The organism is Desulfitobacterium nosdiversum, from assembly GCF_049860565.1.
Lineage (GTDB): Bacteria > Bacillota > Desulfitobacteriia > Desulfitobacteriales > Desulfitobacteriaceae > Desulfitobacterium_A > Desulfitobacterium_A nosdiversum.
The window spans coordinates 2,802,387-2,823,601 of record NZ_CP172056.1; the positions used below are offsets into that span (position 1 = coordinate 2,802,387).

Annotated in this window: 17 protein-coding genes; 12 read left to right on the forward strand and 5 right to left on the reverse strand. The window is 40.2% G+C overall.

Annotated elements, in window-relative coordinates:
- Window positions 1–7: 7 nt before the first annotated feature.
- Entirely contained in the window at window positions 8–1,372 is a 1,365-nt protein-coding gene (locus tag ACHOLT_RS13495; protein ID WP_425801544.1) for an FMN-binding glutamate synthase family protein, read from the forward strand.
- 351 nt (window positions 1,373–1,723) lie between these two features.
- Complete coding sequence (locus ACHOLT_RS13500; protein WP_425801547.1) at window positions 1,724–2,224, forward strand: hypothetical protein; 501 nt, start codon at window positions 1,724–1,726, stop codon at window positions 2,222–2,224.
- A gap of 221 nt (window positions 2,225–2,445) precedes the next feature.
- Here ACHOLT_RS13500 and ACHOLT_RS13505 read toward each other — a convergent pair whose 3' ends face one another.
- Window positions 2,446–2,709, reverse strand: coding sequence for a hypothetical protein (locus tag ACHOLT_RS13505; RefSeq protein WP_425801549.1), 264 nt, complete (start codon window positions 2,707–2,709; stop codon window positions 2,446–2,448).
- Window positions 2,710–2,856: 147 nt separating this feature from the next.
- Here ACHOLT_RS13505 and addB point away from each other — a divergent pair, with 147 nt between their 5' ends.
- Both addB and ACHOLT_RS13515 read left to right on the forward strand, forming a co-directional pair.
- Complete coding sequence (gene addB / locus ACHOLT_RS13510) at window positions 2,857–6,483, forward strand: helicase-exonuclease AddAB subunit AddB (protein ID WP_425808061.1); 3,627 nt, start codon at window positions 2,857–2,859, stop codon at window positions 6,481–6,483.
- The gene (locus ACHOLT_RS13515) at window positions 6,476–10,642 is read left to right on the forward strand and encodes a UvrD-helicase domain-containing protein (RefSeq protein WP_425801552.1); all 4,167 of its coding nucleotides are present in this window, start codon (window positions 6,476–6,478) and stop codon (window positions 10,640–10,642) included. The genes addB and ACHOLT_RS13515 overlap by 8 nt, the downstream gene beginning before the upstream one ends.
- 60 nt (window positions 10,643–10,702) lie before the next feature.
- On the opposite strand, the gene ACHOLT_RS13520 is transcribed toward ACHOLT_RS13515, so the two are convergent.
- The 3 genes from ACHOLT_RS13520 to ACHOLT_RS13530 form a co-directional block, all read right to left on the reverse strand.
- Entirely contained in the window at window positions 10,703–11,506 is an 804-nt protein-coding gene (locus tag ACHOLT_RS13520) for an ABC transporter ATP-binding protein (protein WP_425801554.1), read from the reverse strand.
- The gene (locus ACHOLT_RS13525) at window positions 11,490–12,407 is read right to left on the reverse strand and encodes an ABC transporter permease (RefSeq protein ID WP_425808063.1); all 918 of its coding nucleotides are present in this window, start codon (window positions 12,405–12,407) and stop codon (window positions 11,490–11,492) included. The genes ACHOLT_RS13520 and ACHOLT_RS13525 overlap by 17 nt, the downstream gene beginning before the upstream one ends.
- A 152-nt stretch (window positions 12,408–12,559) precedes the next feature.
- Window positions 12,560–13,549 carry an ABC transporter substrate binding protein gene (locus tag ACHOLT_RS13530; RefSeq protein ID WP_425801557.1) on the reverse strand — a complete coding sequence of 330 codons (990 nt, stop codon included), beginning with the start codon at window positions 13,547–13,549 and terminating at the stop codon, window positions 12,560–12,562.
- 300 nt (window positions 13,550–13,849) lie between these two features.
- Here ACHOLT_RS13530 and ACHOLT_RS13535 point away from each other — a divergent pair, with 300 nt between their 5' ends.
- Window positions 13,850–14,275, forward strand: coding sequence for a LysM peptidoglycan-binding domain-containing protein (locus ACHOLT_RS13535; protein ID WP_425801560.1), 426 nt, complete (start codon window positions 13,850–13,852; stop codon window positions 14,273–14,275).
- Window positions 14,276–14,469: 194 nt separating this feature from the next.
- Window positions 14,470–14,877 carry a GntR family transcriptional regulator gene (locus tag ACHOLT_RS13540; RefSeq protein WP_425801562.1) on the forward strand — a complete coding sequence of 136 codons (408 nt, stop codon included), beginning with the start codon at window positions 14,470–14,472 and terminating at the stop codon, window positions 14,875–14,877.
- 63 nt (window positions 14,878–14,940) lie between these two features.
- Here ACHOLT_RS13540 and ACHOLT_RS13545 read toward each other — a convergent pair whose 3' ends face one another.
- Window positions 14,941–15,693 carry a hypothetical protein gene (locus tag ACHOLT_RS13545; protein WP_425801564.1) on the reverse strand — a complete coding sequence of 251 codons (753 nt, stop codon included), beginning with the start codon at window positions 15,691–15,693 and terminating at the stop codon, window positions 14,941–14,943.
- A gap of 837 nt (window positions 15,694–16,530) precedes the next feature.
- Between ACHOLT_RS13545 and ACHOLT_RS13550 the strand changes: the two genes are divergently transcribed.
- The 6 genes from ACHOLT_RS13550 (at window position 16,531) to ACHOLT_RS13575 (ending at window position 21,201) form a co-directional block, all read left to right on the forward strand.
- Entirely contained in the window at window positions 16,531–17,172 is a 642-nt protein-coding gene (locus ACHOLT_RS13550; RefSeq protein ID WP_425801566.1) for a hypothetical protein, read from the forward strand.
- A 2-nt stretch (window positions 17,173–17,174) separates the two neighbouring features.
- Window positions 17,175–18,650 carry a flotillin family protein gene (locus ACHOLT_RS13555; RefSeq protein WP_425801569.1) on the forward strand — a complete coding sequence of 492 codons (1,476 nt, stop codon included), beginning with the start codon at window positions 17,175–17,177 and terminating at the stop codon, window positions 18,648–18,650.
- Between the two features lie 248 nt (window positions 18,651–18,898).
- Window positions 18,899–19,063 (forward strand): Flp family type IVb pilin, encoded by a 165-nt coding sequence (locus ACHOLT_RS13560; RefSeq protein WP_425801571.1) that lies wholly within the window; start codon window positions 18,899–18,901, stop codon window positions 19,061–19,063.
- Between the two features lie 152 nt (window positions 19,064–19,215).
- The gene (locus ACHOLT_RS13565) at window positions 19,216–19,722 is read left to right on the forward strand and encodes an A24 family peptidase (RefSeq protein WP_425801573.1); all 507 of its coding nucleotides are present in this window, start codon (window positions 19,216–19,218) and stop codon (window positions 19,720–19,722) included.
- Between the two features lie 14 nt (window positions 19,723–19,736).
- Window positions 19,737–20,126 (forward strand): TadE/TadG family type IV pilus assembly protein, encoded by a 390-nt coding sequence (locus tag ACHOLT_RS13570; RefSeq protein ID WP_425801575.1) that lies wholly within the window; start codon window positions 19,737–19,739, stop codon window positions 20,124–20,126.
- Between the two features lie 40 nt (window positions 20,127–20,166).
- Window positions 20,167–21,201 (forward strand): pilus assembly protein TadG-related protein, encoded by a 1,035-nt coding sequence (locus tag ACHOLT_RS13575; protein ID WP_425801577.1) that lies wholly within the window; start codon window positions 20,167–20,169, stop codon window positions 21,199–21,201.
- Window positions 21,202–21,215: the final 14 nt, after the last annotated feature.

Sequence of the window (21,215 nt, forward strand, 5' to 3'; positions counted from 1 at the left end):
TGTTTAAATGTTAAATGAATTGATGCTCCGTCTAATGAATCCTTTAACTGATCAAATACTTAAGACCATGTTAACAGAACCGTATCCCAATAATCCATTGGTTATGACAACAACCTTTGAAAAACTTACTGTACGAGCAGTGATGGAAGCCGGCATACGTGCTCAAACTGGCCAGCCTTTATCACGACCGTTCGGAAGCGCGCTCCGTCTTTCACCTTGGGAACAACTCTTGCTCAATCCCAGACAACTTTTTGAACTTCCTACGCCAGATGAAACAACAATAGATACCAAGGTCACTATAGGACCCAGAGCGAAAAGACCTCTTAAATTAGATATACCGATTTTAATCACAGGAATGTCATATGGCGGATCACTGAATCTGCCGATGAAAATAGCACTTGCCAAGGGAGCCTCACTTGCGGGTACTGCTACAAATACGGGTGAGTCAGCTGTTTCTCATGAAGAACGTGACTCTGCAAAATTCTTAATTGGTCAATATAATCGCGGAGGTTGGTTGAATTCTCGTGAGCAGTTAGAAAAAGTTGATGCAATAGAAGTTCAGCTTGGTCAAGGCGCATGGGGGGGAGCAGTTACTTCATCAGGCTCTGAAGATAAAATGGATGAACATCTCCGCGAGCTATGGAAAATAGATGCAGGTGGAAATACAGGAAAAAAATCAAGGCTGCCCAATGTAAATAATGCGAAAGACATCATTAACCTAATTAATAATTTGAAGAAAGATTATCCAGTTCCGGTTGGCATAAAAATAGCTGCAACCCATTTCATGGAAAAGGAGCTTGAAGTTATCGCTCAAACTCAAGCAGATTTCATTGTTATCGATGGACAGGAAGGCGGGACAGCCGCTGCCGCGCCGACCTTGGAAGATGACATGGGCTTGCCGACTTTATTTGGGTTAGGGAGAACCATCAATTGGTTAAGACAGCAAGGAATAAGGGAGCGTTTTACTGTTATTGCAGCAGGTGGATTAAGGACACCCGGTGAAATGCTTAAGGCTCTAGCTTTAGGTGCTGATGCAGTCTATATTGGTTCAATAGCTGTGCTGGCAACACTTCAAAGCCAAATCACTAAAGCACTTCCCGACCATCCTGCACACCAGCTTGCTCTTTATGATGGACAATTAAAAGATGAATTTGATATTGAAGAGGGAAGCCAACATCTTGCCAATTTCCTTTCTTCCTGCGTTTCAGAAATGAAAATGGCACTTCAAGCTATGGGGAAATCGAAGATTACAGAGTTGGGAAGAGATGATTTAGTCTGTTTAAACTCAGAACTCGCACGTAATTTAAGTATTGGTTATGCGGGTGACCCTTTAACCGTTAAGCAGACAACTCCACCCCTTGCTGCCAAATAACAAAATTTAATATCCTTGACTCACCTTAAAGAATTTGATGTTAAACATTCTAAGCATCTAATATCTGGCATCTATAGAGATTATTCTGAAGAGGTGAAAAAGATGAGCTATAGAAAACTTATAAACTCTGATAGCAATGATTTCTGGAAATGGTGGAACAGCGCCTACGGGCAATCAGAGTTTAGACCTTATATAATGGAAGTCAAGAGCAGTGCCCGGCGCCGCGATAGATACTAATTTAGTCTATAATAATTTGTTAACTAAATTGATTCATAAATTAACCTCATATATTGAGCTGATTTATGACAACATATTTACGGTTTGAAAAAAAATAATTTTGGGAGGATAACTATGAGTAAGAAAGATTATACTTCATCCTTAGAAAGCCTTAAAGCTGACATGGAAGTGGCTGAAGAATTAAGTGCTTTAAAAGATCAATATGTAAAGATGCAGCAAGCGATTTCCAGCCTTCAATCCAATTTAGGATCACAAAAAAGTGGAATGGGACAAGATCAAGGGCAGCAACAGCTTTCGCAATTATTTGGTCAAATGAACCAATTTAAAAATCAATCTAAACAAGAACAAATGCAAAGTTTAGACCAATTACAAAAATCCATTCAAGCCGCAACACAATCTTTAAATCAAGCCAGTCAAGCCATTCAATCTTCAAGAGCGTTGACGCAAATGAATGATTTTATTGAACAAGCACAATCTCAACTTCAAAATATGGCTCAAAATTCACAACAAATGTTACAAGGATCAATGGGCCAAGGTTCAACTGCCATCCAAATGGGTCAGAGCCCAAGTTCAACACAACAAGGCTCAGAACAAGCTGATCCCAACCTTCAATAAACTTAAAATATAATAGAGATAATAAACAGGGAATCTCTTCTTATGAGATTCCCTGTTTTATTACCCTTTATATAACCTAGCATAAAAATGGCAGTGTCGCAAAACCTATGGTCTTGTAGTTTCGGGTCTTTTGCAATAGTCCATAAATATTGTGCGCACGAAGAAGGGGCTGTTTTGCAACAGCCCCATTTCGCTTTTAACTAAAAGATAATTCTTTTAGATTAAGATTGTAAATCACGTTGAATATCTTGTTTAACTTTTTGAACTTCAGCTTGATTAGTAAATCCAGATCCTGAAGGGCCCGCTTGTCCTTGCGTGCTTCCAGATTGCAGATCGTTTTGAATGTCTTGTTTAACTTTTTGGACTTCAGCTTGATTAGTAAATCCAGATCCTGGAGAACCGGCTTGTTGTCCTTGTGTGCTTCCGGATTGCAGATCACGTTGAATGTCTTGTTTAATTTTTTGGATGTCGGATTGATTTTGCATTTTTATAAACACCTCCTTAAATAATTTCTCCCATAGTAAAATATATATTTGTGGTAAATTGTGGTTTGTGATTTAATAATAAATATCATAAAAGGCTAAGAACTCATGGTATAATCGAACAGTGAAGGGAGGAGAACGCGTGTGAGTATTCAATTTATACTGGGTCGGGCCGGTACGGGTAAAAGTACATATTGTCTTAATGAAATCATAGAAGAGAATAAAAAGGATCCGTTAGGTGCTCCGCTCATTCTTCTTGTCCCAGAGCAATCCACCCATCAAATGGAGATAAATTTAGCCCAGGCTTCCGGTTTTGGTGGTATTATGCGTTCCCAAGTTCTTAGTTTCAGGCGCCTAGGTTGGAGGGTATTCTCAGAAACTGGAGGCGGGAGTAAAACTGTCCTAGGAGACATGGGGAAACGTATGCTGTTAAGACGCCTGCTTTTAAAATATAAACCCCAGCTTCAAATTTTTGCGCGCTCAGCGACTAGGCCGGGAATGGCAGATATTCTTGCTCAACTCATCAGTGAATTTAAGACCTACCGAGTGACTCCCGAGGATCTGTTGAAGATCGAAGACTCTAATTCCGTGCTCACTCAAAAATTACAGGAACTTGCCTTAATTTATGACGCCTTTAACCAGTCGCTGGGTCATCATGTCCTTGACCCTGACGATGAATTAGCAATTGTTGCGCAGAAAATTCCGATATCATCCAGCCTGCGGAATGCAACAATTTGGATTGATGGCTTTAAGGATTTTACGCCTTTAGAACTCTTCGTTATTGAAAAGATGCTAAAGACCGCACCGAAGATCTTTATTACATTACCCTTAGATTCACAGTGTATTAATCAACATCATAATCAAACGGAATTTGTTCAGCCGGGGGAAGAGGTTTTTACAGTACCCTGGAAGACGTACCAGAAATTGACCCGACTTGCCCGGACGGCAGGGAAACAAATTTTGCCTCCCGTCTTCCTTGAAAAAACCCTTCGCTTTACAAATGATGAGTTATGTCATCTTGAGAAAAATTATTATGCCTATCCTACAAATTCGTTTGATATTCAGTCTACTGAAAAAACGGAAGGACTTCAGGTCTTATCGGCCGTAAATCGCCGTGCCGAAGTCGAAGTTGTCGCTCAAGAGCTGCGCAGGCTTGCTCGAGAAGAAGGACTTCGGTGGTCGAATATGGCGGTTATTACCCGGGATCTATCAATTTATCAAGAAATTATCAAACACATTTTTAACGCTTTTGATCTTCCCTATTTTCTAGATAGTAAACGTCCGATTCTTCATCATCCGCTACTTGAATTGCTTCAATCCTTTATTGAAATCATTCGGAGCGACTGGGCTTATGAACCGCTTTTTCGCGCTCTAAAAACAGGTTTTTTTCCATTATCCCAAGACTCACTAGATCGACTGGAAAACTATTGCCTGGCCAATGGAATTCGCGGTAAAGCGTGGACGTCAGGAAAGGAATGGAATTTTTCCTTCCGTTGGAGTTTAGGAAGTCAAGAGGCTCAGATCCGGAGCGAAAACGAAATCCTTGCTTTGATTAACCAGTCTCGGCAAATAGTATTGCTAGCCCTTCAACCTTTTATTGATACTGTCGCACTGTTTCAGGGATCGAATGAACCAAGTCAGGAAAAATGGATCAATGTCCGTAATTTAACTGAAGCAATCTACAATTTTCTTGTAGAACTACATGTTCCTGATACACTTGAATGCTGGGCTGCGAAAGCCCGTCAAAAAGGTAATTTAGATGAAGCACGTCTTCAGGAACAAATCTGGGAGGCTGTAATTAACGTATTAGATGAAATGATTGCCGGTTTAGGAGAAGAAAATTTAGAGCTTCAGGATTATGCTTTAATTCTTGCCTCTGGATTAGAAAATCTAAAACTCGGATTGATCCCTCCAGGTTTGGATCAAATTATGGTCGGTTCCTTGGACCGTTCACGAAATCCTGAAATTAAAATTCTTTTTCTTATTGGAGCAAATGAAGGAATCCTTCCTGCCCGGACGAAGTCAGAAGGTGTTCTAGACGACGAGGAAAGAGAGCATCTCGAAGAGTTGGGTTTATCTTTAGCTCCTAAAGGGAAAGCCCAGATGTTTGAAGAGCATTTCCTCATCTATACTGCTTTAACTTTAGCAACGGACCGTCTTTATATTACATATTCATTAACGGATGAAGAAGGAAAAGCACTCACAGTTTCACCGGTTATTACCCGGCTTCGAGTTTTGTTTCCTAATCTGAATGAAAAATATTTTGGGAATGGAGATGTTGATGAATTACTTCAAATCAGCCATCCCCGTCCTTTGCTTCCGCTTTATGCAAGCCATCTGATTCAGCTTCGAGAGGATAAAACTCTTTCACCCTTATGGCAAGCAGTGCAATCCTGGTATCACAATAATTCGGATTATCATCAGCAAATTACGCTCCTTAAACAAGGAGTTTCAGCAGAAAACCGTGAAGAAAAAATCCCGATACGATTAGCGCGCCGGCTTTACGGGAAACGTCTGTTGACCAGTGTTTCCCGCTTGGAACAATTTGCAAAATGTCCATTTGCCCATTTTTCGAAATACGGTCTAAGGCTTCAAGAACGCTCGATTTACCAATTGGCAAGCCTGGATATGGGACAGTTTTTCCATGCGGTATTGCATGACTTTGCCGATAAAGTTCGCGAAGATAATTTAGACTGGGGAAGTTTATCTAAGCAGGAATCTTGGGATCTGGTCAATAATCTTGCAGAAAAAATAGCGCCTCAACTCCAAAATCAAATTTTATTAAGCAACGCACGTTACCGTTATCTAAAACATAAACTTAAACGCACGGTTCACCACGCGGTTCGTGTCCTAGGTGAACATGTGCGTTCAGGAAAATTTGTTCCTATTCAACTTGAAGTTCCCTTTGGCCCCGGTAAACTGCTTCCGGGCATAGAGGTTCCACTTAGTGAAGGAAATTCGCTTCTCCTTCGCGGACAGATTGACCGGATAGATGCTGCAGCCTTGGATGGACAAGTCTACCTGAGGATTTTAGATTATAAGTCCCGTCAATCCCATGTCAGTTTGAATCACATTTATTATGGGCTTGACCTGCAATTATTGGCTTATCTGGATGCAGCATTACAAGGCGCCGAGGTTCTTCTTACTGAAACTAAGGCCGCCTCTGATGAACATGCCTCTAAGTCATCAATAATTTCAGTGAATCCCGCGGGATTTCTTTATTTTCCTGTTGTTGAGCCGCTTATTGACTCTAAAACGCTTCTCAATAATGATCAAGTAGATACGCAAAAAATCAAAGCTGTCAAGGTTAAAGGATTTCTGCTTGCTGACCGGCGGGTTTTAGAAGCAATGGATCAAAGTTTATCCGCTGGACAATCTGATTTACTTGGAATCAAGCTTACGAAGGATTTAGAATTTCGCAAAAACTCGAATGTCCTAACCGATGAACAATTTGATCAGCTTCGAGAGTATTTACATGCTTATCTTAAACGATCTGGGGAGGAAATCATGTCGGGTAATATTTCGATTTCTCCATATCGTCAGGGTCAGGAAAATGCCTGCCAATATTGTGAATTTAAGCCCTTATGTCATTTTGATGTATTGTTAGCTGAAAATCGTTATCGCGATTTATCCGTTCTCAAAGATCCTGAGGTGTGGAACCTTATGGATAAGGAAAAAACAGCAACCGCTGTCCCTAAACCGCCGCACACCGCTGAATTGAACTGGTTAGGGGATGAAGACAGTAATTCTGTAAAGGATGGTGAGAAGTTTGAGTGAAACGAAATGGACAGTAGAGCAACAGGCAGCAATTGATGGCAGAGGGCAATTGCTTGTTGCTGCTGCCGCTGGATCAGGAAAGACGGCAGTTCTCGTAGAGCGTTTAATTCAACGTATCACCGATCTGAAAGAACGTGTGGATGTAGACCGATTCCTCGTTCTTACGTTTACTAAAGCGGCAGCTAACGAGATGCGTGAAAGGATTGGCAAGGCTTTAGATGATGCTTTATTTAAAGAGACGGATTCAGCCGAGGTTGAATATCTCCTCCACCAACGTACACTTCTTCATAGATCAAGTATTAATACCTTACATTCGTTTTGTATGGAATTGATACGCCAAAACTTTTATAGAATTGAACTTGATCCCGCCTTCAGGGTAGCTGATCAAGCCGAAGCAGATTTATTACGTCAAGATGTGGTAGAAGACCTCTTTGAAAAATATTATGGTCAGGAAAACAAATCCTTTCATAATTTAGTTGAAGCTTTTGGCTCAGATCGCGATGATCAAGCATTAATGGAAAATGTTTTAAAGCTCTATGAATTCTCGACAAGTCAAGTTGATCCGTTAGCGTGGCTTGAAAGTTTATCTAATGCCTACAACTGGCGAACTGCTGAAGAATTAGCCAATAGTGAGTGGGGGAATTCAGTTCGTCAAGCGGTTAAAGATAAGGTTGAAGAAAGTATTAACTTGATAAAGCGTGCTTATAAGTTAAGTATCCAACCGGGAGGGCCTATACACTATTTGCAGTGTCTCGAGGATGACCTGCTTCGCTTGCAAATGCTTGATAAAACCCTAGATAACGGGAGTTGGTCTGAAGTAGAAGAGTTTTTTCAAGAAGCTTCGAAATTCCCCAAACTCCCAGCGGGTCCGCGGAAAAGTAAATCATGTACAGAAACAACAAACCCTGAATCCAATGCTGCATCAATAGAACTTAAGATTACTGAGAAAAACCAAAAATTAATTTTAGAAGAGGCAAAAAAAGCTCGTAACGAAGCTAAAAAGAAATTTGATAAACTATTTAAGGATCTTTTTCAAATTACGCTTGAGGAACAGCTTCCTAGACTCAAAGAAATGGGGGATCTCGCTCAAACCTTGGCAGATGTTGTTAAGGAATTTTCCAATGATTATGCCCAAGCCAAACGACAGCGAAATATTGTTGATTTTTCAGACTTGGAGCACTTCGCGCTTCAAATTTTAATTGACAACCAAGAATTAACGCCTGTCGCCTTAGCACTTCAAGAACGATTTGCCGAAGTTATGGTTGATGAATATCAAGATATCAACTCCGTACAGGAAAAAATTTTACAATCTGTATCCCGCCAGGATGGAGCATCTCCCAATCTCTTTATGGTAGGTGATGTTAAACAGAGCATTTACAGATTTCGAATGGCTGATCCGCGTCTATTTCTCGCAAAGTACATGAACCTACCCCATTGGGATGCCAGCGAGAAGCCGGTATCAGAAAAATTAGTCATAGATCTTAATCGTAATTTTCGAAGCCGTCGAGAGATTATTGAGGGAGTTAACTTCCTATTTCGCCAAATCATGACAGAAGGGGCAGGGGAAATCGCCTATGATGATCAGGCAGCTTTATGTTATGGCGCTAATTTTGTAAGTGATCATGATCAGCTTAAAACAGCAGAAGGCCCGATTGAAGTTCACTTGTTTGATCCTCAAATTTTAAAACAGACTGGTCAAAATCAAGTATCAAACGATCCAGAGGAAAATGGGGATTGGACACCGTTTAAAGAGAGTAGGGAAGAGGACGGAGCGAACAGTGAAACTGAATCATTGAATAGCTCATCTAATGAAAAAACATTAGAGGATGAATTTTCACTGGAGGATCTTGAAACAGTCCGTATCGAGGCAAGGCTGGTAGCTGATAGAATTCAGAAGATTATCATGGATAAGGAATTCCAGATCTATGATAAAAATTTTCAAGATTTCCGCCCCGCTCGATATTCCGATATTGTGATACTTACGCGTTCATTCTCTGCCATTGCTCCGCTCTATGTCGAAGAATTCCAAGCGATGGGGATTCCTGTTTATGCTGAGACAAGCAGCGGTTATTTTGGAGCAAGTGAAGTTGAAACGATGCTTTCACTTTTGAAAATCATTGACAATCCCAGAATGGATATCCCTTTTGCCTCGGTTCTTCGTTCTGCTTTTGTAGGCCTCAATGGAACAGAACTGGGTAAATTACGGTCCATGTTACCTCAAGGAGATTTCTATGATGCTTTTATTTTCGCTTACTGGGCATCTCAACAATTAGACAAAGGTATATGCGAAGCACAGGAACCTGAACAAACAGCGGATGAATATGACGCATCCGGTCATTTGCAAGAGATTCAGGAAATCCTTAAGCCATATTCGAAAATCTTACCAGAACTTTTAGACAAAGCAATAAAGATTCTTAAGGATGCTCCCACATTTAAAGATAAAATAGGTATATTTTATACCAAGCTCCAAGACTGGCGTCAATTTGCCCGTCAAAATTCTTTAGCTGATCTGCTATGGTACCTATATCAAGAAACGGGCTATCTTGCCTATGTCGGTACTTTGCCCAGCGGCTCCCAACGTCAGGCGAATCTTCGCGCTCTTTATGATCGGGCCTGTCGATTTGAATCTACAACGTATCGCGGCTTGTTCCGATTCCTGCGGTTTCTTGAACGCTTTCAAGGACAGGGGAAGGATCTAGGCAGCGCCAGAGCGCTTGGTGAAAATGAAGATGTAGTACGCCTTATAACGATTCATGCAAGTAAAGGATTAGAATTCCCAATTGTCTTTGTCGTTGGGTTAGGTAAAAAGTTTAATACACGAAGTATCAGCGGAAATCTTTTACTTCACTCCAATTTAGGCGTCGGGATTCCTTTGATGGATGTGGATAATCGCATTCGCTATCCATCTTTTATTCAAAAGGCGGTAAAAGAACGTCTTTGGCAGGAATCCCTTGCTGAAGAACTGCGCATCCTTTATGTTGCCTTAACACGTGCCAAGGAGAGATTATTCCTTTATGGATCGCTGCCGAAATTACAGGAAGAAATCCAACACTGGCAGAGTTTAGCTTCCTGTACAGAGCAAACATTTCCAAATGGTCAACTGCGAAATGCTAAACACTTTCTGGATTGGATCGGCCCTGCGTTAGCTCGACATCCGGATAAACTCTTCGGCAAAAACTCTTTTAAAGCTGCTTTGTCTGAAAATGATGTGGATAATAACTTGGGTTCTATAAATTTGCGAGATGATACTTCCTCTTGGTCAGTTATACTGAACGAGGCCCTTAATTCTAGAGATGCTTCCTTAACAAAAACGAAAACGGAGAATGATGGCATTGAAGAAGCTGCTAAGATCATTTCAATGGAATCAATGAAATCCGTGGATCGAAGCCCTGAGGAATGGTATACAGAAGTGGATAAACGCTTAAGTTGGCTTTATCCGTATCCTGAAGCTGTACACCAAGTGTCGAAAACGAATGTGAGCGAACTCAAACGTCGTTATACATGGAATATTGGAGAATATACGGCGGATTCGATACAAACTCCTCAAGTGAAAGATTATGTACGGCCTAAATTTGTCCAGACACACCAAGAATTAACTCCTGCAGAACGAGGAATTGCTTTCCATACCCTTATGGAACATTTGCCGCTGGCTAAATGGGCTCAAAGCTGGGATCAGTTTTCTGAAGAAGAACAAAAAGCACAAATCGAAGGACTGATTCAGGCCTTAGTTAACCATGAACTTCTTACAGGGGAACAGGCATCCGTACTTTCAGTGGATCATGTTCTCGGCTTGATGAAATCGCCTGTTGGCAAGCGTTTACTCTTAGCTCAAGATGTGCGGCGAGAAGTTCCTTTTTCGTTGATGCTTCCTCCACAAGGAGTTCTTATTCAAGGCATGATTGATGCATTAATACTTTCTGATGACTGCAAAAGCGCCGAAATATTAGATTATAAAACAGATCACATAAGGTCAGTGAATTTTCCCGAAAAGGCACTTAAAGATCGCTATATAGTTCAACTTTCCTTATATGCGTTGGCCGTCGAAAACTTACTCAAAATAAAGGTAACAAAAGCTACCCTTTACTCGGTTGATTTAAAACGAGAAATATCAATATCTGGTGATGAAATTAAAAGAACTCAAGCAAAAATCATACTTTAAACAAAAAAACCCCCATAGGTTAATTAAATTAACCTGTGGGGGAGGTGTGAGCACCTTCATTTAAAAAGTACCGGCTAACATCATTCGATCATTATTCATATGCACACCGCTGGCTTTTTCAAACATTTCAAGCAAGCGGTTCATCGTCATATTTGCTCTTTCTGCACCCTTGAGATCGAGTATGATTCTGCCATCGTGCATCATTATCGTACGATTTCCGACAGATAAAGCTTGTTCAAGGTTATGCGTAATCATAAGTGTAGTTAAATGAGATTGTTTAGTAACAGTACATGTTAATTCTAATACTTTTTCAGCAGTCTTGGGATCAAGTGCTGCTGTGTGTTCATCAAGAAGGAGCAGTTGGGGTTTTTTCAAGGTTGCCATCAACAGGGTTAACGCCTGTCGTTGTCCGCCGGACAGAAGACGGACCTTCGTCGTTAATCTTCCTTCTAAACCTAAATTGAGTTTCTTTAGCTCCTCTTGAAAAAAATTGCGATCTTTACCGTTAAGTGCCCAGCGTAACCGTCTTGGTTCACCGCGTTTTAAAGCCATAATTAAGTTTTCCTCAATTGTCATTGATGCTGCAGTTCCGGACATCGGGTCCTGAAATACCCGGCTGATAAACCCGGCTCTTTTATAGGATGGCAGCTTGGTAACATCTTTATCATCGATAATGATTTGCCCCTGATCCGGTGGAAAGGTTCCTGCGATAACATTCATCAATGTTGATTTGCCAGCGCCGTTAGACCCAATTACTGTTACAAAATCTTCGGGTTCCAAGTGCAGCTGCAAATGATCCAATGCCTTTTTTTCATTGATCGTTCCTTGGTTAAATATTTTCGAGAGATTATTTATTGTTAGCATAATGGGTCTCCTTTCCACGTATAACACCGCTCAAAGCAGAAACCTTAAACTTCATATTAGGTGCAGCTAAAGAAATGATAACGATAAATGCTGTTATCATCTTTAAATCAGTAGGGGCAAGACCAATTTGCAATGCAACAGCGATAATAATTCGGTAAATAATACCCCCGCAAATAACAGCAAATATTCCGCGTCCAAGGCTGGATGTTCCGATAAGAACTTCTCCGATAATTAAAGAAGCTAAACCTGCAACAATCATTCCAATTCCCATACCGGCATCTGCAAATTGCTGATTTTGAGCAATATAACTACCGGCCAGAGCAACTAACCCATTGGAGAGTGCCAACCCTAATAATTTGGTGCCATTTGTGTTTACGCCAAGGCTGCGAATCATTAATTCATTATCGCCTGTTGCGCGCATAGCCAGGCCTAGTTCCGTTTTCAGGAATAGAAAGAGGAGAACTCCAATTACGAGTATTGTCATGAAGGATAAAAGCAATACACCATACGTTTGCATTCCCGGTATTTTTATAAAGTCCGTAAAAATAGTCCGTGCTTTAAGCAAGGATACATTGGCACGTCCCATAATCCGTAAATTTATGGAATAAAGTGCGGTCATTGTTAAAATACCCGTGAGCAGGGGAGAAATCTTAAAGCGAGTATGCAGAAAACCGGTAAAGTATCCAGCACAACAGCCGGCTGCAAAAGCAATAACTGTGGCTAGCCAGGGATTCATCCCGTTGAAAATTAAGATAGCTGCCGTTGCACCTCCAAGGGTGAAACTTCCTTCGACGGTTAGATCAGCATAATCAAGAATACGAAACGTTAAATAAACTCCCAGAACCATGATAGCGTACATCAAACCTTGTTCGAGTGTACCGACTGCAATTTGGGGGAACATTCTACACACCTCAATTTCTTCTTTTGGAAGAATTTCGATAGTCCTGTTTAGGTTAACAGGACTATCGTTTCATATCTTATATGATACGTTTATCTTCTTTTTTTGGTTATTTCTCTAATTCGATTTATATACAAATTCTATAAAACAAAATATTATTTAAGAATAGCTTTTTGCTGAAGATCAGCAGGAAGCTTGATTCCTAAAAGTTCTAATGTTGCTTTGTTGAAAACGGTATCAAATTCTTTTTGACTTTCGATAGGCATTTCTGCAGGTTTTTGTCCTTTTAAGATTTTAAGAGCCATTTCACCGGTTTGAGCTCCTAATTTTTTGTAGTTAATTCCGATTGTTCCTAAGCCGCCTTTATCAACTACGCTGCTTTCACCTGCAATTACAGGAATTTTATTTTTATTAGTCACTTGAATTACAGAATCGGAAGCAGAAACTACTGTATTGTCTGTAGGAACATAAATTGCATCAACTTTACCGACTAAGGATTGAGTTGCCTGAAGTACGTCTGCAGATGTAGCAACAGTTGCTTTAACTAATTCTAGGCCATTTTCTTTAGCTACAGAATCTGCGATCTTAACTTGGGCTTGGGAATTATCCTCACCTGCATTGTAGATAACTCCAACTTTCTTAGCATTTGGAACTATGGTTTTTAAAAGAGCAAATTGTTCTTTAATAGGATTCATATCTGTTGTTCCGGTAACATTTTTACCTGGTTTCTCTATGCTATCTGCTAAACCTGCTGCTACAGGGTCTGTTACAGCCGTTATAAGAATAGGGGTATCTTTAGTTGCCCGAGCCATGGCTTGAGCAGAAGGAGTTGCTATGGCCAAAACTAAATCAAGCTTTTCAGAAGCAAACTTTTGTGTAATCGATTGGAGAATGGATTGATCACCTTGAGCGCTTTGATATTCAACGGTTAAATTCTTTCCTTCTTCATAACCATTGCTTTTTAAAGTCTCTAAGAAACCTTGTCTTGCTGCGTCAAGAGCAGGATGCTCAACAATTTGAACAATTCCAACCTTAATTGCTTTTTGTGATGACGTGTTTGTACTTTGAGTGCTCTGAGCTGTCCCACATCCAGCTAAACCAAACGTCAGCATAAGCGAGAGTCCTGCTGCTAAAATTTTTTTCATCCCGGAAAAGCCTCCTCATTTTTAGCAGTACCATAAAAAAGAGTATAAAAAATACACCCCCGCAGGAAGTGCACCTCTGATCCCTTTCCTACTGTACTACCATACTACAAATATTATGTTTTATTTTATGTTATAGTTTTAGTAATCGAATGTCAATAACTTCTCTCTAAGTATTTAATCTTTTTTTCTTTAGTACATACTCACATTTCCTTATATGCCATATATTGTTAACAAACAGAAACGAATTTAAATCTTCACCGAAAAAGGTTTATGATAGGTAACGTAAAGGAGGAAATTTATATGAACTTTCCAATGCAACCAATGGCGGCTCCTACTGGTATGATGGGAACTCCAGGAATGGCTGCAGCCCCCGGAATGATGGGCGTAACACCCGGAATGCATGGTACTGCTTTTCCACCTGGCGGCTTAGTTACTCTTGATCCTAACTGCGCACCAGGTGCTGTAACTCTTGATGTCGGCAATCCTTATTGCTGCCCTCCGGTAGGTCCTTATTGCTGCCCTCCGGTAGGATTTGAAATGCATCATCGTATGCCTGAACCATTGCCAACTCCCACCCCTGAAGTTTATGTTGTTAAAAAAGGGGATAGTGTCTATAAAATTGCACAACAATATGGAACAACAATGAGAGCCATTATTTTAGCCAATAATCTAAGAAATCCAGATTTAATTTATCCTGGTCAGGTCTTATATATCCCCGGCGTTTAATTCTTTATTCACTATTTCCCGGGGCTGGTTGTCAATTGTAAAGAAGAAACCGCATTCTCAAAATGCGGTTTCTTCTTTACAATTGAATGCTGCAGCATATAATATTTTTATATATTGTAATACAGTTATATTATTTTTCATATTTCAATTTCTTCTAATATATAAATAACTTTAATAAGCAGGTGTTACAAAATTTGAAAATTACCATTTCAAATAGTTCAAACGAACCAACATATAAGCAAATATTTAATGATATTCAACAGGCTATTCTTCAAGGTGAGCTGAAAGATGGTGAAGCTCTCCCGTCAATACGCAATCTTGCAAAGGCCTTAAATGTAAGTGTAATTACAACCAAGCGCGCTTATGATACTTTAGAGCATGAGAACTATATTAAAACAGTACCCGGTAAAGGCTCATATGTTGCTAAACAAAATTCGGAAGTTATTCATAAAAAACAACTTCTCATCCTTCAAGATCAGCTTACTCTAGCAATTCAAACAGCAAAACTGCTCAGGTTAAACCTAAGTGAAATTCAGGAAATGATAACTTTACTATACAGAAATGAACTTGAAAATGAAGATAATGATAAAGAGAGTTTATAAAAATAAAAAGCAGCTTCAAAAAAAAGCTGCTTTTTATTTTTATCATTATAGGTATGTCCTCTTTTATCTAACTGCTGGTTCACCTTTAATGGACTTTGCCAGATTAAGTGCTTTATCTACATCAGCCTCATCACCATCGATGACTATAGTAACAGCGCCTTCACTTCCATTGATTCCGCCTGCCGCAATACATTTTGCTTGAACAGGGAAGAGGGTTTCTAAGGCGACTATTTCTGTTACGACAGTCGCTCCTAACATGGGTATCAATCCAATTTTATCTCCGATTGCCTCGTCAGCTCGATGTCCAGCCATAAATTCAACTGCCTCCCGAACATCAGGAACTAGTTTTTCTAACCCAATCGGTACAATAAGCTTTACACCGCGAATACTTACAGGACCCGCAGCCGCACCAATTGTTCCTCCCATAAGGTTTGAAGCCGCGACCGCTGCTAAACCGGTATGATCGACAGCATTGCCGCCTTTAATAAAAACATCTCCCGGCTCCAATTGTGAAAGATAGTCTTTCCAGTGAACATCAGGCCCAAGATCTTTTCCCTTAGCGATAACAAATGGATGGATGCGCGTTTCTTCTTTGCTTACACCTGTTTTACCATCTGTAATCAAGCCAACGGTATATGTACTCTTTTCTTCAATTTTAACTCCTAAAATCTCTTCTGCTAAAAAAGCATTGGTTGTTCCACCGGCTAATATAATCGTATGGTCCTTCAGTGCTTTTTGCATTATGGGTAAAGCTGCAACCCCTTTAGCAATTATTCGTTTCGATTCGCTTGAAGTGAGTGTAATCTGTGCTCTCATAAAATACCTTCTTCCTGCCTTTTAATCTTCAATTGATTAAAATTACCCATTGCTTGCATCCTTATTTTGGAGATTGTACATCTCTATTTTAAAACGATCTTCTACAATCGTCAAAACTTTTAATCGCTGATTTCAATGAGCCTGAAATATAATCAGTTTATGACTTTACCACATTAGACCAATTTAATAACTTTATATCCATTACAGTTATATTTTGGTAACACCTTAAGTCTCTGGTTCATATTTTAAAGTAGGTAAAAGCTAAAACCAATAAATTATAGAATCACAGGAGGGAATAAAAATGGCACTAGGTGGAGCAGTAGTTGACGGATGTGTACCGAATTTCTTACCTGGTATTGCAATAGTTGTTGTGATTATTCTTCTGCTCATCGCAATGGGAATCGTCTTCTAAAACTATCCATGGGGTAAAAAGGAGGCAATCGTTATGTATGGTTATGGATGCGGCGTTCCGTTCGGCGGATTTGTTGGAGTAGGAATCATTGCAATTGCAATTCTTATCCTCATTGCCCTCGGCGTAATCTTTTAATAAATTGAAATAATCGCAGGGCGTCCTGATTACGGGGCGCTCTTCTTTTATAAATTTTGTTGCATAAAACTGTTTTCTGAACTATTCTAAAAGTAAATATATTTCCACAAACATAAAATTCCGCCAATATAAGGCAATTATTCAAAGAAGGTTAGATTCACCTTGGATTCAGCAATGCTTGTGTGCAAGCACTGCAAGTATCTGGCCTTATTTAAAACTTATTTCCAAAAGTGCTATAGTTCTAAAGCAAGAATAATCTGTATCAAAAAGCGGAAAGGAGGAGGAGAAGGTTGCTTTCTTACACGGTAGATTGCTTAAGTGCTATTTATCTTATCTGCTTCGGCTTAGGCCTGGTTATGAGTATAGGTTCTCTTATGTTAGGCGGTCATAGTCATGATTTTTCTGGAAGCTCATCAGGTGGGGCTCATATTCATGCTCTCCATGACATACAGCATTTTGACCATACTGGCAGTTCTCAGCTTGATAACCGTGTTCCATTTCTCAGTATGAATACAGCTTTAGCTTTCTTACTTGGATTTGGCGCAGCAGGTTATTCGGTTCAACACCTTCTTATCAACCCAGCTTTAATTCTTAGTCTGGGGATCGCTTTACTAGTAGGCTTTGCTTTTGCTAGCCTTATCTATTTTTTCTTAAATAAGGTTTTAATTCGCGGTCAATCCGCATATTTAAAGGAGTGTGATTTTGACCTTCGTGGAGTTGAGGGAGTTGTAAGTTCCAGCATTTATCCTCATGGTCTTGGTGAAGTTAGTTATATTTTTAATCAATCGAGACAAGCTCTTCCAGCTAAGGATAAACTCGATCGAGGATTATCGAAAGAGACCCCAATTATTATTTTGGCTGTCCATCAAGGTGTAGCAACGGTCTTACCCCTTGAAGAATTTAAACAGCATATTGATCAGAAGGAGGAATGACTATGCTCTTGTCGTCTGTATTAATCATCATTCTTTTAGCATTTGTAGGACTTTTTGCTCTTATATTTATCCTTGCGCGTATGTTTCAGAAAGTGGGCCCAGACGAAGCACTCATTGTTTATGGATTAGGAGGAAGTCATGTTGTAACAGGTGGTGGTCGACTCGTTTGGCCGCTTATTCAAACCTCAAAGAAGCTCTCATTAGAGTTAATGTCTTTCGACGTGATTCCAGCTAATGAACTTTACACAAGTCAGGGAGTAGCCGTTATGGTTGAAGCTGTAGCACAAATCAAAGTTAAGGATGATCCGGAAAGTATTACTACGGCCTCTATTCAATTTCTGAATAAATCGGAGCAAGAACGCGAAAGCATGATTAAACTTGTCATGGAAGGACACCTCCGGGGGATTGTCGGTACATTAACAGTAGAGCAAATCGTCAAAGAACCCGAAATGGTTCAATCCCAAATGCTCCAAACGTGTGCTGCCGACCTGATTAAGATGGGGCTGGAAGTACGATCTTTTACAATTAAAAATGTGAAAGATCGCAATGAGTATATTGTAAATATGGGAAAACCGGAGATTGCTCGAATTAAAAAAGAAGCATCGATTGCAGAAGCAATCGCTATTAAAGAAACTGAAATGAACCAAGCGGTTGCTATGAGAGAAGCTGCTGTTGCTAAGGCACAGGCAGATCAGGAACGTGTTCTTGCTCAATCCGCTTCTGAAGGGAAGCAAGCTGAATTTGTTAAAGATTTAAATCTAAAAAAGGCTTCTTTTGACGCCGAAGTAGCCCGTGCAACAGCAGAGAAGGAACGTTCTTATGATATTAGAAATGTTGAACTTGAACAAACCTTAACCCAAGAGCGTTTACAGGTTCAGCAAATTGAGCGTGAAGGTCAAATTAAGATTCAAGAAGCTGAAATTCTGCGCAAAGAGAAAGAACTCATAGCTACTGTGCTAAAAGAAACTGAAGCTGAACAAAAGAAGATTCGTGCTTTAGCCGAGGCTGAAAAAGAACGCCTTATTCTCACAGCGGCTGGACGTGCTGAGGCTGTTCGTTCAGAAGGTTTAGCTCAAGCAGACACAGCAAAGGCTCAAGGTATAGCAGCAGCGGAAGCGGAGCGTGCCGCAGGTATGGCAAAAGCCGATGTCTTGAAGGCTCAGGGATTAGCTGAAGCGGAAGCAATTCAAGCTAAAGCAGATGCCTATCAGAATTACTCTCAAGCTGCCATTTTGGATAAACTTCTGGCCGGTTTGCCTGAACTTGCCCGTGCTGTAACCAGTCCGCTCGAAAACGTCGATAAAATTACCGTAGTTTCAACCGGAGGAGATGAGTCAGGCATGCAAAAAGTGACTCGTGATATCACCAAGATTATGGCTCAAGCTCCGGAAGTTGTTGAAAGTCTCACTGGAATTGGGGTATCAGATTGGCTTAAAACCTTAAAACCTGTCCGTACGGAAAATGAAAAGTCTAAATAAAGTCTGATTCTTTAAACTAAATTTCATTATCAGATTCTCAATGAGGGGCGTTAAACACGCCCTTTCATTTTTTTAGTACTAAAGTCCTTACTGGGAGGGACTTGTTCGGTAATATAATTAGGCCTTCCATCAGCGGTAAATAGTGACTAATGCTTCATGTTTAACTTGCAAAATAAAATTATAATAAAAACAACAAAAAGATATTTGCAAAACAAACATAAATAATAAATGAGAGGATAGTGTTTTACATGAAAAACCAATTAATGCAAATTTTCAAAGATGAAGAAGGACAAGCCATGACAGAATATGGGTTGATTATTGCCTTAATTGCGGTAGTAGTTATAGTTGCATTAACAGCAATTGGAACTAACCTTAATACCAAGTTTACTGACATTGGTAACAAATTACAGTAACAAGCTAAGATTTACATTTAATTTCTTTTCTAACTCAAATTTAGTTGTTTAAGAGATACAAAAAACAATAGCTCGTATTTCTAAACTTGCTTTTTCACCGTAACGACCCTACTGTTGGACAGTAGGGTCGTTTACCTAAAGGAGGTATTACGATGGGGCTGAATGATGCTGCATTAGCTTTAACCATAAGCATTGCTGCTTTCACAGACTTCCGGGAACATCGTATTTATAATAAACTGCTTGGACCGGCTTTTGTAATGGCAATAGCTTTGCAAATCTATTTCAAAGGCTGGATCGGACTGCGAGAAAGCTTATTCGGAGCTTTTATCGGCTTTTTAATTCTGCTTATCCCTTATTTTTTAGGAGGTATTGGAGCGGGAGATGTCAAATTGCTGGCGGTAATCGGCGCTTTTGGGGGAGTACATTTTGTTATAACCAGTTTTCTTTACGGCGCAATAGTTGGAGGAATTATTTCAGTAATATTGCTTGCCCGCCGTGGAGCCCTCTACTCAACACTCCATCGCTTTCTTTTATTTTATCTATTGCGGATTAAAATTGACCCACAAAATAAACAGGCAGACGAAGCTCAAAAGGAAAAGTTTCCTTACGGCATTGCCATAACTATAGGAACTCTGCTTGCTATGCTTTTGCGTATGTAAGGGGGCTGAATACTGTGAAACTTTACGAAAGGGAACACGGACAAGCAATCGTCGAAATGGCCCTTGTCATTCCACTTTTTTTTCTGCTTTTCTTTGCCGTCATCGAAATGGGACGAGTGGGGTTTGCCTACGTAAGCGTTAGCAACGCTGCACGAACCGGAGTTCGTGTCGCGTCAACAGGGGGAACGGACCTTGATATTCAAAACAACGTCTTAACAGCCGCTCCTTCGCTAAATACTTCTGAACTTACGCTCCAGATCACCCCGACTGAGGGTAATCGGCAATCCGGACAAAGTGTGGACGTATCCATTACATATCCTGTCCATCTGATTCTGCCTGTTATCAGTGACGTTCTGCCTAATCCCTTCATTGTCAGCTCACATTTAAGCATGCGCATGGAGTAGAACGGAGGAGAAAATCATGCACCTCTTGTTAAACACTAAAATGTTGTTTAAAAAATGGACAAAGAATTTTATAATTAAAATAAATATGAATATTGGTGCAGCTCATTCGAGATCTGATATGACCTCTTCTTGCAGAGGAAGCATTGCCATCTTAGTGGCTATCGGACTGACCGTTTTATTGGGCTGCGGAGCGATGGTTACTGATGTCGGACTGATTTATGCTGAAAAAGCAAAGCTGCAAAACGCAGTTGATGCTGCTGCTTTAGCCGGAGTTCAGGAACTTCCCAACAATCCTGATGGAGCAGTGCAAATAGCTCAAGATTATGCTCAACAGAATGGTGCGGATACTATATCTTATAGTTTTGAAGCAGACAATAAAAAAATGGATGTATCTGCTCAAAAAGATGTACCGACTTACTTTGCTAAAATATGGGGGATAAACTCTGAACAGATAACGGCAGCCGCACAAGCAATGATGTTACCCCCAACCGCAATGACGGGTGCGGTTCCTTTGAGCGTCCAGGACCAGCCTTTAATATTCGGACAAGAATACACCTTGAAAGCAGGAGCTGGCGATGGAACAGATGGTTGGTACGGAGCGTTACAATTATCCGCTCCAGGAGCAAAGTCTTATCAGACCGATCTAACCTATGGATATTCCGGATCAATTAAAGTAGGACAAGTACTGTCGATAGAACCCGGTAATATCAGTGGACCAACAAAAAAAGCGATAGAAGATCGGTTTGCCATGGATACTCGGGTTCCTAGAAATACGTATACCGATTATGACAGAAATGCACCGGAAATATTATATATTCCCATCGTTAAGGTTGTGTCCTATCAATCTTCGACTATACATGAGGTACAGGTTACAGGATTTGCAGCTTTTTTTGTCGAAAATGTTACTGGAAATGGGAACGAAAGTATTGTAACGGGACGCTTTTTAAAAACACTTACTTCTAACGGAAAAACGGGGGGGAGTTTAACCGATCTTCTTAAAGAAGAAACGGATATAAACAATGGGACTTCTGCCGAAGATTTTGGTCTCTATACCCCAAAACTAATTTCACAATGATACAATATGGATTC